This window comes from Flavobacterium sp. 90, from assembly GCF_004339525.1.
Classification (GTDB): Bacteria; Bacteroidota; Bacteroidia; order Flavobacteriales; family Flavobacteriaceae; genus Flavobacterium.
Map to the genome: position 1 here is coordinate 4,668,989 of NZ_SMGE01000001.1, position 13,585 is coordinate 4,682,573.

General features: G+C 33.2%; 14 protein-coding genes. 1 reads left to right on the forward strand and 13 read right to left on the reverse strand.

The window, feature by feature from the left end; all coding sequences use genetic code 11:
* Window positions 1-4: 4 nt before the first annotated feature.
* The 13 genes from C8C83_RS19080 to C8C83_RS19140 form a co-directional block, all read right to left on the reverse strand.
* Complete coding sequence (locus C8C83_RS19080) at window positions 5-382, reverse strand: VOC family protein (protein WP_121330169.1); 378 nt, start codon at window positions 380-382, stop codon at window positions 5-7.
* An 87-nt stretch (window positions 383-469) separates the two neighbouring features.
* On the reverse strand, window positions 470-679 hold the full coding sequence (locus tag C8C83_RS19085; protein ID WP_121330170.1) for a hypothetical protein: 210 nt from the start codon (window positions 677-679) through the stop codon (window positions 470-472).
* A 12-nt stretch (window positions 680-691) separates the two neighbouring features.
* Entirely contained in the window at window positions 692-1,072 is a 381-nt protein-coding gene (locus tag C8C83_RS19090) for a DoxX family protein (RefSeq protein ID WP_121330171.1), read from the reverse strand.
* A gap of 430 nt (window positions 1,073-1,502) precedes the next feature.
* Window positions 1,503-2,240: a GNAT family N-acetyltransferase gene (locus C8C83_RS19095; RefSeq protein WP_121330172.1), complete on the reverse strand. Its 738-nt coding sequence runs from the start codon at window positions 2,238-2,240 to the stop codon at window positions 1,503-1,505.
* A 72-nt stretch (window positions 2,241-2,312) separates the two neighbouring features.
* Window positions 2,313-2,918, reverse strand: coding sequence for a Crp/Fnr family transcriptional regulator (locus C8C83_RS19100; protein ID WP_121330173.1), 606 nt, complete (start codon window positions 2,916-2,918; stop codon window positions 2,313-2,315).
* 211 nt (window positions 2,919-3,129) lie between these two features.
* Window positions 3,130-3,582, reverse strand: coding sequence for a hypothetical protein (locus tag C8C83_RS19105; protein ID WP_132011852.1), 453 nt, complete (start codon window positions 3,580-3,582; stop codon window positions 3,130-3,132).
* Between the two features lie 399 nt (window positions 3,583-3,981).
* Complete coding sequence (locus C8C83_RS19110) at window positions 3,982-5,400, reverse strand: TolC family protein (protein WP_121331375.1); 1,419 nt, start codon at window positions 5,398-5,400, stop codon at window positions 3,982-3,984.
* 131 nt (window positions 5,401-5,531) lie between these two features.
* Window positions 5,532-8,693 carry an efflux RND transporter permease subunit gene (locus C8C83_RS19115; protein ID WP_121330174.1) on the reverse strand — a complete coding sequence of 1,054 codons (3,162 nt, stop codon included), beginning with the start codon at window positions 8,691-8,693 and terminating at the stop codon, window positions 5,532-5,534.
* 11 nt (window positions 8,694-8,704) lie between these two features.
* Window positions 8,705-9,928, reverse strand: coding sequence for an efflux RND transporter periplasmic adaptor subunit (locus C8C83_RS19120; protein WP_121330175.1), 1,224 nt, complete (start codon window positions 9,926-9,928; stop codon window positions 8,705-8,707).
* Window positions 9,929-10,171: 243 nt separating this feature from the next.
* Window positions 10,172-10,765 carry a TetR/AcrR family transcriptional regulator gene (locus C8C83_RS19125; RefSeq protein ID WP_121330176.1) on the reverse strand — a complete coding sequence of 198 codons (594 nt, stop codon included), beginning with the start codon at window positions 10,763-10,765 and terminating at the stop codon, window positions 10,172-10,174.
* Window positions 10,766-11,087: 322 nt separating this feature from the next.
* Complete coding sequence (locus tag C8C83_RS19130) at window positions 11,088-11,387, reverse strand: type II toxin-antitoxin system RelE/ParE family toxin (RefSeq protein ID WP_121330177.1); 300 nt, start codon at window positions 11,385-11,387, stop codon at window positions 11,088-11,090.
* Window positions 11,377-11,604 carry a DUF2683 family protein gene (locus C8C83_RS19135; protein WP_121330178.1) on the reverse strand — a complete coding sequence of 76 codons (228 nt, stop codon included), beginning with the start codon at window positions 11,602-11,604 and terminating at the stop codon, window positions 11,377-11,379. The genes C8C83_RS19130 and C8C83_RS19135 overlap by 11 nt, the downstream gene beginning before the upstream one ends.
* A 56-nt stretch (window positions 11,605-11,660) precedes the next feature.
* Window positions 11,661-12,590: a 2-dehydropantoate 2-reductase gene (locus C8C83_RS19140; RefSeq protein ID WP_121330179.1), complete on the reverse strand. Its 930-nt coding sequence runs from the start codon at window positions 12,588-12,590 to the stop codon at window positions 11,661-11,663.
* Between the two features lie 100 nt (window positions 12,591-12,690).
* On the opposite strand from C8C83_RS19140, the gene C8C83_RS19145 reads away from it, so the two are divergent.
* Window positions 12,691-13,527, forward strand: coding sequence for a helix-turn-helix domain-containing protein (locus C8C83_RS19145; RefSeq protein WP_121330180.1), 837 nt, complete (start codon window positions 12,691-12,693; stop codon window positions 13,525-13,527).
* Window positions 13,528-13,585: the final 58 nt, after the last annotated feature.

The window sequence follows — 13,585 nt, forward strand, 5'->3', positions numbered from 1 at the left end:
TTTGTTATTTGATAACAGATGTTATCCACCAAACATTTCCAAAAGGATCTGTTACACCGCAAGTTCTGCCATAATCCTGATTGCTTAAACCCATTAAATTTGTAGCGCCGTGATCTAATGCTTTTTTATAAGTTTCGTCGGCATTAGGAACATAGACAAACAAGTTAGAGTTGTGTTTTGTCCAGTCTTTAGTTTGATCAGCAACCATTATTGTACTTCCGTGAAGGATAATTTCGGCGTGCATAATAGTTCCATCATTGCGTAAAACGTTTGTACTGGATTTTTCTGAATCGAAAACTTTTTCAGTAAAATCAATAAATTCCGAAGCGCCATCTAAGATGAGATATGGCATTATTGTTTGATGATTGATTGGTAAGTTCATTTTTTGAAGTTTGAAGATTGATAGTATTTCAAAAGTACGAAAAAATGTTTAAAATTTTGATAATCAATATTTTGTATTCTTTTTGAATTATAAAAGCACCTCACAATGATAACCGTAAGAATCAAGAAGTTCTATTATTTTATGATTTGAGATAGAAACAGCATTGATACGCAAAATCTTGTCGCAATCTTCTAAATCAAAGTTGATCGCACTATTTGGGAGATGTTCAAGAAGTTTTCCCACAATCATAAGAGATTGCTCAACTTCCTGAACATTTGTTTTGAAAACTTCTATCATCAGTCTAAAAGTTTACAAAGCGATATTTTTATATCGCTCAATTTTATGATAATAATGGTATGAAATCGCCAGAATCACTAAAAATATTAATGGAAAAAACGATTGAAAATTAACGCCGTCAACTGCAGCATGACTTATTGATGCGAATATAAAATCGAAACCAAATCCGGCGTAAGCCCATTCTTTTATGTTTTTAGGAATTGACGGAATCACCAATACCAAAACTCCAAGAATTTTGAAAACTACTAAGGCATTTCCAAAATATTCAGGATATCCTAAATGTTTGATTCCTTCTTTCGCTTCCTGACTTTGGGAAAATAATGCCGGCATAACGCCTTCGAATAAGAAAATAATAATAGTTGTAATCCAAAAAATAATTTTTGCTTTTTTCATAGGTTTGTTTTTAAAAGGTTATCAGTTAATGCATTACAAACTTACAAATCTTATTTTTTTGACAGAATACTTATTTACGACTATTTTAGGGGCATTTTGGACAGATTTTGGATTTTAGATTTTAGAGTGTTGATTTTAGATTTTTTAGAAGAAAGATTATAGAGGAAAGAATAAAGAGGAAAGAATAAAGAGGAAAGATTTTCTGGATTTAGTTTATCACATAGTTTGTCATCCTGAGCGAAGTCGAAGGACGGACAAGTAACTCGATAATCAAAATCGCCAATCTTTGTCGAGCTTCTCGCGTGTCCTTCGACTTCGCTCAGGATGACATAAAATGAGTTTATAAAAAGATATGTAAAAAAAGAAGAAAGAAAAATCCGTTTTAAATCCGCGTTTTCGCGATAGCGAATCCGTGTCATCCGCGTGCCATTTATTCAGCTTTCAAAACATAATTCTTAATCACAAATAAATCTTCAAAACCTAATCTGGTATAAATATCTTTTCCCATTACAGAGGCTTGCAATAAAGCATAATCAGCTTTTAAATCTATAGAAAGATTAATTGCAAATTTCATGATTTCTTCGGCAAAGCCTTTTCTGCGCATTTCCGGGATTACGCCAACGCCGTGAATTCCAATATTGTTTTGCGTTTGAAAAAGCATAAAAGTACCAATTGGCTGTTTTTCTAAGGAAACCAAATAAAAGTGAACGTCTTTATGATTGTGAATTAATATCTCTTTGCTAATCACGTAACCAAAAGCATTTGGATATAAATCTGCCCAAATTTTGGCGTTTTGTTCTGTAGAAACTCTTTTGAAATTTAGCTTGTTTTCAAGTGTAAATTTTTGATCTAATTTCAACGCCATTGCGACTTGCTCTGTTTTTATTTCAAAACCATTGGCTTCAAGAATTTCATAAGATTTTGTTCCGAAGATATTCCAATACGGTAAAACTAAGCCTGAATCTGATTGCATCGTTTTAGTGATATTTGGAATATCTTTTTTAGAAATATCTTTACGAAACCACAGTTTATTTGGCCAGCCAGAATTTTCGATTTTGCAATATTCGAAAGTTTCATTTTTATGAAAGGATAGGAAAGGAGCGCCAACGGTTTTCCATAATCCGGTAAGATTGTTTATGTTGTCTTCAATTAAGTTTAGATCTTTCATTTTGATACTAATTATAAAAATATAAGACAAAGATAAGTTGTGATTTCGGGCGAAACCTTTACATATGTTGATTTACAAATCTTTTTCGAGACTTTTTCTAATTCGGCTTAATTGTGTTGGTGTAATTCCTAAATGTGATGCAATATGAAACAATGGAATTCGCTCTGAAATATCCGGATGTTTGGATAAAAGATGTAAATATCTTTCGGTTGCATTTTCCATTACTAACGAAATTTCTCGCTGTTCTTTTTCGATCACCCAATTTTTTTCTAAATAAGCGATATAGTAGTTTTTCAGATCGTCGTTTTGGTCAATTAATGTTCTGTACTTTTTGTAATTAAGATTTATCAAAATAGAATTTTCAAGTACTTCTATAGTAAATTCAGAAGGATTTTGCTGCAATAATGACGCTTTAGAACCTGCAAAATCACCCTCTAGAAAAATGTTTTTGTTATAAATATTTCCTGCGGAATCAGTAATAAAAGCTCTCAAAGCACCTTTGGCTATAAAATGAATTTCTTTTGCGATTTGACCATTTCTTAAAAGTATTTCTCCTTTTTTTATCGATTGAAATTCAATAATATTTTCAATCAATTGCCAGGATTGGTCAGAAATAGGAGCGTAGCTTTCGAATTTTAGTTTTAAATCGTGGAGATACTTATCTTGATTGAATTTCATTTTATTGAAGTTTGACTTATCTAAAGTAAAGAAATAATACGGAATAATGGCACGCGGATGACGCAGATTCGCTATCGCGAAAACGCGGATTTAAAACGGATTCTTATTGTTTTTTCTTGCAATTTTGTAATCGCACTATTTGTCGAGCTACTAACGGAGGAAGTATTTCCATTAGTAGCTTGATAAATATTAGAGATTTACTTTAAGGAGTTTAATCAGCATAATGATAGATACTTTTTTTAATGGTATCATTTATTTTTTCAAGAGTAACTTCTGTAACACCGCCTTCATAATTCATTGTAATGGCAACTTTTTTACCTGATATGATTTCATAATCAATAGAGATTAATCCATTTTTATTTACATCAACAGATTTACTTTTACTTGGAATTGCACTTAAAAAATATTCTGTTTCTTCTACTTCTTTCTTTTTGATAATATTTTCATACGCTTTTTCAAGATCTGTATTTTTTATAATACACTCTTTTCCGGATCCCATTTCTACTTCGATATCTTTACAATCTTCTTTTTCCTCTTTTTCTTCTTTTGCAGCAATATTGGTTGTTACTGGTTTTTTTTCTGATTTTAATTCTTCATCGGAAGTAGTTTTTTTACAGTTTGTGAATAGTAAAGCTAAGAGAGCAATGCATGTAATTTTTTTCATAGTTGAAATGTATTGATAGTAGGAATTTTATTTAAAAGTATTCCTTTTTTTTATAATATGAAAATTAAAGAAATAAAGTGGAATGATTGCACGCGGATGACGCGGATTTGTATGGATCTACACGGATTTTATTATTGTTGTTGTTGTTTACTTACGTTATGATCTTCGACTTCGCTCAGACTGACAAGATTGAGTGTAATAAAATGAGGATAGATTTAGCAGGTGAGATTGCTTCGTTCCTCGCAAGGACACGCAAGAAAAAAAAATCCGTGTAAATCCGCGCTTTCGCGATAGCGAATCCGTGTCATCCGCGTGCTATATCTCAACAACATAAAAAAAACGCTGCAAAACCTAAGTCTCACAGCGTTTTCATCTCAAAAAATAAATAATTAACGGGTATTATTTCCAACCACCGCCTAATGCACGATACAAATCAGTATTGGCAGATAGTTGCTCTCTTTTTATGTTTGCCAGTTCTAGCTCGCTTTGCAATAAGTTTGCTTGTGCAGAAAGAACTTCTAAATATTCAGCCATACCGTTTTTGAATAACAAATTGGCATTTTTTATGGCTTGTTGTAACGTTTTTACACGCTCTTTTAGAAAGGATTCTTGTTGTTGTAATTTCTCTACTTTTACTAAAGCATCAGAAACTTCGCTAACAGCAACCAAAACTGATTGTCTGAAACTTAAAACTGCTTTTTCTCTTTCGGCAACGGCAATATTATATTGTGTTCTTACCTTTTTATTATTCAATAAAGGTTGTGTTAAACCTCCTGCAACGGTTCCGAATAATGAAGCCGGAATGTTGAACCAATTACTGGTTTCGAACGAGTTTACTCCGCCTTGAGCGGTAATTCTTAATGCTGGATATAAATCAGCTTTTGTGATTCCAACATTTGCATTTGCTGCTTTAAGGGCTAATTCAGCACTTTTTACATCTGGTCTTCTGCTTACTAATGAAGACGGAATTCCGATTGCATTGTTATTTTTAACTTCTAAAGTAGCCAAACGAATGCTTCTTGTTTTTGAATTTGGAAATGCTCCTGTCAAAACGCTTAAAGCATTTTCCTGAATCGCAACATTTTGTTCTAATTGCGGAATCAATTGTGCTGAAACTAATTTTTGTGCTTCAGATTGTTGAATCGCTAATGTAGTTACCTGACCAGCATCGTATTTTAATTTAATGATATTTGTTGTACTATCATTTAATTTAAAGTTTTGTCTGGCGATTTCTAATTGTGCGTCTAACATCAAAAGATTGTAATATCCTTTAGAAACATTGGCTACAATTGTAGTTTGCAATGCTTTTTTTACTTCTTCTGATTGAAGGTAACTTGCGTAAGCTCCTTTTTTCTGATTTTTGATTTTCCCCCAGATATCAGCTTCCCACGAAAGTGTTGCTCCGGCAGAATAATCGTCAATATGGTTTTGGCCTAAAGCCTGACCTAAATTCTTTCCTGTAAAACTATTGTCAGACGGATTGCTTGTACTTGCACTTACATTTAAATTAACCTGAGGAACATTTCCCCATTTTGATTGTGTGAATCTGTATTGTGCAATTTCGATGTTTTTAACAGCAATCTGCAAGTCATTGTTTCTTGCAACGGCGCTATCAATCAATTGAATAATATCTTTTTCGGTATAGAAGTTTTTCCACTCCACGTCTCCAATACTTGTTGTATCTTTTGAAACCGATGCACTCCTGAAATTTTCAGGAAATGCATCTTTTGGAGTTTCAATATCCTTCGAAACCTTACAGGATATTATAGTCGTGATCAAAATGGCGATCATCACGATTTTGGTTATATAATTTTTCATTTTATGTTTTGTCATTAAATTTCTGTACAAGTATCTTTTCTATTATCAAGATCTTTTGAGATTTTATAGGATATGTATCCAATGCCGGCAATTATGGCGATTAGGATTGTCGTTATATAGTTTTCCATTTTTTATTTTTCTTCGTTATGAATTACGGCTACTGGTTTTCCAGAAACCTTTTCTTGAAGGTATTGGAATACGATGAATAAAACCGGAATGATTAACAATCCTAGAATTACTCCGGAAACCATACCTCCGGCGGCACCAATACTGATAGAGTGGTTACCTTGTGCTGACGGTCCTGTGGCGCTCATCATCGGGATTAATCCCACAACAAAAGCTAGTGACGTCATGATAATTGGTCGTAAACGTAGTTTGGCAGCATCGATTGAAGCTTTTACTAATGCCTGACCTGATTTTCGTTTTTGGACGGCAAACTCGACGATCAGAATCGCATTCTTGGCGAGCAATCCAATAAGCATTACTAATGCAACTTGTACATAAATGTTGTTTTCGATTCCTGTTAATCCGATGGCAACAAATACTCCAAAAATACCTGCAGGAATTGATAAGATTACAGCCAATGGCAATATGTAACTTTCATACTGTGCAGCAAGTAGGAAATAGACGAATATCAAACACAGTAAGAAAATTGTTGCCGATTGACCTCCTGATGCAATTTCTTCTCGGGTTTGTCCTGAGAATTCATAGCTATAACCTGCAGGTAATTGTTGTGCTGCAACTTCTTCAATTGCTTTAATGGCATCTCCGGAACTAAATCCAGGTTTCGGGATCGCATTAATCGAAATCGAATTAAACAAGTTGTATCTCGAAGCGGTTTCTGAACCATAAATACGGCTTAGTTTTACTAAAGTATTTATTGGCACCATTTCGCCAGTTTTGTTTTTCACAAATACTCTGTCAATTGATGAAGGATCAGCTCTGTCAGCAATATCGGCTTGAACTACAACTCTGTAATATTTACCAAATCTGTTAAAGTCTGATGCCTGAGCACTACCAAAATAAGTTTGCATGGTTTGTAAAATGTCTTTTACATTCACACCTAATTGATTTGCTTTTTCGTCATTGATATCCAATTGTAATTGAGGATAATCGGCTTTGAAAGAAGTAAATGCTACTGCAATTTCCGGACGTTTCATCAATTCTCCGATGAAAGTTTGAGAGATTCCGCTAAACTTATCCAGTTTTCCTCCGGTTTTATCCTGAAGAACTAAATCTAAAGCTTCTACGTTACTAAATCCAGGAACAGTTGGGAAACTAAATACGAAGAAACTTCCTCCTGTAATTGCTCCTAATTTTCCTTGAACATCAGCCATGATTTTGTTGATGTCTTTGATTTCTCCACGCTCTTCATTTGGCTTAAGCAATACAAAAACTACTGCTGAAGATGGACTTGTAGAGTTGGTCAATAAGTTGAAACCTGAAATAGCGGTTACAAATCGTGATGCGTCTAAACCTCTTAAAGTATTTTCTGCCTGAGTCATTACTTTTTGAGTTCCGTCAAGCGATGTTCCTGAAGGTGTGTTTACTGCAATTGCAATAAATCCTTGATCTTCAGTTGGAATAAATCCTGCAGGAGTTGTTTTAACCATTACGATTGTTGCAAATGTAATTAAAGCTAAACCTCCTAAACTAACCCATTTGTTACGAATTAAGAATTTCAAACCTCCAACATAACGGTTGGTAAGGGAATCAAAACTTTTGTTGAATCCGTTAAAGAATTTTTCTTTAAATCCTTTTTTCTCGTGAGATCCATCACCATTTGTTCCGTGATTGTCTTTTAAGAATAAAGCAGCAAGTGCAGGACTTAAAGTTAAAGCGTTTACTGCTGAGATTACAATTGCAATCGCCATCGTAAAGGCAAACTGACGATAGAAAACTCCCGTAGAGCCTTCCATAAAACCAACCGGCAGGAATACAGCAGCCATTACCAACGTAATCGAGATAATAGCACCCGTTATTTCGTGCATTGCTTCATGAGTTGCTACTTTTGGAGACAAATGTTTGTGCTCCATTTTGGCATGCACGGCTTCGACGACCACAATCGCATCATCTACCACAATACCAATCGCCAGAATTAAAGCGAAAAGCGTAAGAAGGTTGATCGAAAATCCGAATAACTGCATGAAGAAGAACGTTCCTAAAATTGCTACAGGTACAGCAATAGCCGGGATTAATGTTGATCTAAAATCTTGCAGGAATATAAATACTACAATGAATACTAATATAAATGCTTCGATTAAAGTATGTTCAACTTGTTCTATAGATTGATCCAGAGATACTTTTGTACTATAGAAAATGTTGTGTTTAATTCCTTTAGGGAAATCTTTTGAGGCTTTCACCATCAATTTGTTAATTGCAACCTGAATATCATTTGAGTTAGAACCTGCTAACTGAATAATACCAATTACAACTCCTTTTTTACCGTTTAAACGAGTTAAACTGTTGTATGAATAAGCACCAAGTTCTACTCTCGCAACATCTTTTAAGCGAAGTACTGAACCATCTGGATTAGAACGTATAGCAATATTTTCATATTCTTCTGGTTTGGTTAATTTTCCTTTGTATTTAATAACGTATTCAAAAACTTCTTTACTTCTTTCTCCAAATTTACCCGGAGCAGCTTCCAAACTTTTATCCTGAATAGCGCTCATGATTTCGTTTGGCGTCACTTTGTAAGTTGACATTTGTGTTGGATTCAACCAAACACGCATAGAGTAATCTTTTACACCTCCAAAAATACTTGCAGAACCAACACCGGGAATACGTTTGATCTCAGGAATAATATTGATTTGAGCATAATTGGCAACAAAAGTCTGATCGTATTTTGACTCGTCATCGGTATACATACCAATCGCCATGATGAAACTATTTTGTTGTTTTGCAGTTGTTACACCTTGTTGAACAACCTCTGCAGGCAATTGACTCGTTGCCTGAGCAACTCTGTTTTGTACGTTTACCGCTGCCTGATCTGCGTTAGTTCCTAATTTAAAGAAAACTGTAATAGCAAGAGATCCGTCATTACTGGCTGTAGAACTCATATAAGTCATGTTCTCAACACCATTTATAGATTCTTCCAGAGATGGTGCCACAGAACGTAGAACCGTTTCTGCGTTAGCTCCCGGATAAACCGCCGTTACCAAAACCGATGGCGGCGCAATATCAGGAAACTGTTGTAAGGGCAATTTCGTAAGTCCAAGTACACCCAGGATCACCAATAAAATGGAGATTACGGTTGCCAGTACAGGTCTTTGTATAAATATTTTGAACATTTTCGTAAAAATTATTTTTTATTAATTATTTGGGCAACTTTTGCAGTAGACGCTTTATCAGGCTGAATTACTTGTCCTTCCTGAAGTTTATCGATACCGCTTAAAACAATTTGATCACCAGATTTTACACCGTCTTTGATAAGGTAGTTTGTACCGCTTTTACCAATAACTGTAATTGGCATTTTAGCTACTTTGTTTTCTTTTCCTACTGTGAAAACGAAAACTTTATCCTGCATTTCTACTGTAGCCGATTGAGGAACCAAAATCGCATCGTCGTGTTGAAGTCCTAAACGAATTCTTCCTGTGTTTCCTGAACGTAAAGTTCCACCAGCATTAGGGAAAGTTGCTCTAATTGTAATTGCTCCGGTAGTCTTGTCAAATTGACCGTCAACCATATCAATTTTTCCGGTTTGAGGATATGCATTGTTATCTGCTAATATTAAAGTAACTGGAGGTAATTTTTTGATTTTATCACCAAGACTGCTTCCTGCATATTGTGCTTTAAAGTTGATAAAATCTGTTTCTCCTAAAGAAAAGTAAGCAAAAACTTCATGAACATCAGATAAGTTTGTTAGAGGTTCAACATCTGTTGCAGAAACTAAACTTCCTTGTTTTTTAGGCAATCTACCAATGTAACCACTAACAGGGGCTGTTACATTTGTATATCCTAAATTAATTTTGGCAGATCCTACCATTGCTTTTGCTTGTTCGATATTTGCAGCAGCAATTTTTTGAGAAGCTTTAGCTGTTTTTAACTGATAATCAGAAACTACTTTGTTTTGAACTAAAGGAGTTAATTTATCTACTTCTAAGTTTGCGTTAATCAAAGCAGCTTCGGCAGCGTGAAGATTTGCTAAAGCATTGTTTAATTGCTCACGGAAAGGACGTTCGTTTATTTTAAATAAAGTCTGACCTTTATTTACATAAGCACCTTCGTCTACAAAAACTCTTTCAAGGTTTCCGCTTACTTGTGGGCGAATTTCTACGTCAACAGTTCCTTGTATAGAAGCAGGATATTCAGCATCAGTAGTAGTGTTCTCGCTTGAGATAGCTAAAACTGGTAATAATGGGGGAGCCGGTGCTGCTGGAGCTTGTGACTTATCTGCACAACTGCTTAACACAAGTGCCAGAATAAAACTGGTTATAATTACATTTTTCATTTTCATATTGGTTTTAATTTGTTGGACATTCTTATTATTTAAATTTTGTGGTATTCTGAGATTTTCGGCATTCATATTTAAGTGTATTAAATTTTCTAACGGTGTTAAGTGAATTGGTACAGAAATTCATACTATGATGCCTTCCAATTCTATTCTGTAATTGGTATTAAATTATTTATCACTGTTAAGTAAAAAGAGAAAAAAAACGCTCTATATTACTCTATTAAATTATCTAACGTTGTTAAGTAGTATATGCAAAAGTACTTTATATTACTTAATTAAATCATTTATCACTGTTAAGTAATAATGAAATTTTTTTTATTGTATTGATTTTATTATACCACTAATGGCATCTTTTAAGATTTGAGCATTTATAGTTGCCATAATATCACTTTTGTTAATGATATTGATCGCTATTAAACCATGAATTACAGAGAAGAAAGTAAAATACTTTTGTTTAATAATATCTTCGCTTGGATTACTGTTTTTCATTATTTCACCAATAACTGCAGTAAACAGTTTATAAGGGGCTTCTGCAGCAGAACATCTCTCAGAACAGCAGTTCATTTGAACACCAAACATCACCTGATACATTTCGGTATCTGTAAAAGCAAAATCCCAATAAGCCATCCACATAGCTTCTAATTGATCTTCTGGTTTTTCAAATTTATCTCGGGCTTGCTGAAGTTCTTTCGACAGCTTAAGAAAACCTTTTCCGGTTAGTTCATTTAAAATTGCGTCCTTATTCGAAAAGTATTCATAAATAATAGGAGCCGTATATTCAATTTTGTCAGCAATTTTTCTCATGCTCAGACCTTGCCATCCTTCTTCTTTTACGATAGCATAAGCAGCCTCAAGAATGTTACTTCTTGTCTCTTCTTTTTGTCTTAAAATTCGATCTTTACTTGCCATTTTTAATGAGTATTAAATTGTTTAACACCGTTAGGCAAATGTATGGCGGTTTTTCTAATAATGAAATAATTTTGTCATAATATTTTCTTATTGTTGTATAGACAAGTATTAAAAACCGCCGAAAGCCTATAATTATAAGGACTTTTTAAAACATATTTTTTTTAAGGAGCAGATCATTTGTGGCATTTAAAGACCTCTTTTCCTGCTCTACACTATATCTTTTATGGCAAACCCTGCCATAAAAGGATGCCGTTTCGATCGGGGCTAGGCGAGAAGTTATATTTTTTATAAGAGATTTTGGTTTTAAACCTATTAATCTTTTTTATTTTGCGGGATATTTTTCAGGATGTTGAGAAGTATGAAAAATTGCGTTTAGAAAAACAGTTTTTGATAATTCATCAACAATGAAAAAAGCTATATATGGAAATTTTTTAAAAGGTAAAAACCGATAATTATTGTCGTGAAATTGATAGAAAGGATTTACCCTTAAAGTCTTATAAATACTTTTATAGTCATTAAGAAAGTCTAGCGCTACTTTTTTAGTTGCTTTTGAAATATAATATTCAATAGTTTCTTCAATATTTTTTAATGCAATTGGAGAAACAATAATTTTATAATTCATATTTCTTTTTTAAATCAGTATATATTGATTCAGCATCTGTGTATAAACTTTTGTCTGAATCAATTTGACTATTTAAAATTTCCTGTTGTTCAGTGGATAATTCATACGATTTTACATTCGCTATTTCAAATTTTATCTTTAGCGCTTTCATAAAAGCTTTTACAGCTTCTATTTGAGAAGGATCTTCGGTATACGCTGTGATGTTAATTGCCTGCATGATGTTGATTTACTAAAGTTGATAAACAAAGTTAAGATAAAAGTCTTATTGTCATGTTAAGAAACCCCATAAAGAGTATTTATTTTTTCATTCACATCATTATAATATGGAGTTTCAATTCCGTATTCTTTGGCATTTTCAATCACATAATCCACTAAAAATTGTTTCTCAGTTTGATTGTGATTTTCAAAATCCAATTGAAGAGACGATTTAGATTCAAACGGAAATTTAGTCAATAGATCTTTAGAAGTTTGAATATCTTCATTAGTCAAAATGATATTGTCTTTAGCGGCAAGCGACTGAATCTCAATCATCATATTTTCCAAAATTTGCATTAGATTTTGATCTTCAAGAAGTTGACCAAATGTGACTTTATAAGCAGATGTTATTGCTGCAACTGGCGCAACAAACAAATATTTCTTCCATAATATTTCGTTGATACTGGCAACATATGTAATGTCTAAACCTCCGGCAATTAATAAATCTATTAAAGCTTTGTTTTCTTTTCCACCAACGAAAATTTTCCCAGGTCCGCCAAGATGTTGTATATGTCCCGGTTTCTTAACATTCGAAGCTACATAAATACAGCCTTCCATAATCTGACCAACTTCAGGTAAAGTTTTTGGAATTATTTCTCTGGCATTAACCACATTTTGCAAAGTGATTATAATTGTTTCTTCATTTATGCAATCTTTATAGGTTTCTAGTATGTTGCTAATAGAATATGATTTACAAGTTAGAATCAATACATTCAAAATGCCAATTTCCTTTGGATTATCCGATACCAAATCCGGAAATATAGTTTCTGTTGAACCTTTAGATTCAAATAATAAACCATCATTTTGAATCGCTTTTTTAGTTTCGCCACGGCATATAAATATAATTTTTGTTGACGTCTTTTTATACTTCTTAGCTAAAGGTGCGCCAACAAATCCGCCGATTCCACCAATTCCAAGAATTCCTATTTTTATTGTATCTGAGTTCATATTATCGTGTTTTAGATTTTAATTGCTGATGCAAAGTAAATAGGTTCAAGATCATTAATTGATGTAAAAATATAGGTTATATTTGTAAAAATTAAGGATTATGAAAGACACCTTTTTTATATACAAAGATTTCGAAATTTATTCGGTCGAAGAACTTACCTGGAAAAAGGAAGTACATCGCCATAATTTTTTCGAACTATTATATATAGAGTACGGAACCGGAAATCATATCCTGAATTCGATTCCTCATAATTATCAAAAGCATGATATTTATTTGCTTACGCCAAAGGATTATCATTCTTTTAAAACGCTGGAACCAACAAAGTTTCATTGCTTGCGTTTTTTACCTAATTTCTTTTCGAATAAAAAAGAAATTGAAGAAATCGAGAAGTTGTTTTATTATCACAATCAAACCAATGGAAATCTAATTTTTCTCGAAGAAGATAAAACGTTTTGCGAAATCGTTATTCTAAAAATTTTGGATGAAGTAGCCCAACCAAAAGGTCAAAACGAAATCATAATAAAGAGTTTGATGATGTCATTAATTCAAATAATTCGAAGAAGTGCCACCATAAACGAAAGCAATTTAGAGTTTCAAACCACCGAAGTTTTAAAGATTGATACTATTTTAAGTTACATCAGATCGAATATTGCGAATCCGCATTTGCTGAAGAAAAAAGAAATGGCGAATCATTTTAATGTTTCGATTAATTACATTGGCGAATATTTTAAAACTCATTTAAACATTACTTTAAGAGATTATATCGAACAAACAAAACTTAAAGTTGTAACAGAAAAACTGAGCAAAAGCAATCTGACTTTTTCAGAAATCAGCAATGATTTAGGATTTATTGATAGCAGTCATTTTAATAAATTCATTATGCGAAGCACGGGAACATCACCATCAGAATTTAAAAAATCTCTAACAATTTCTTAATCGAAACTATATGTTTATTAGGCTGGACTAAAGTCCAGCCCTACAATATAGGCCGAGC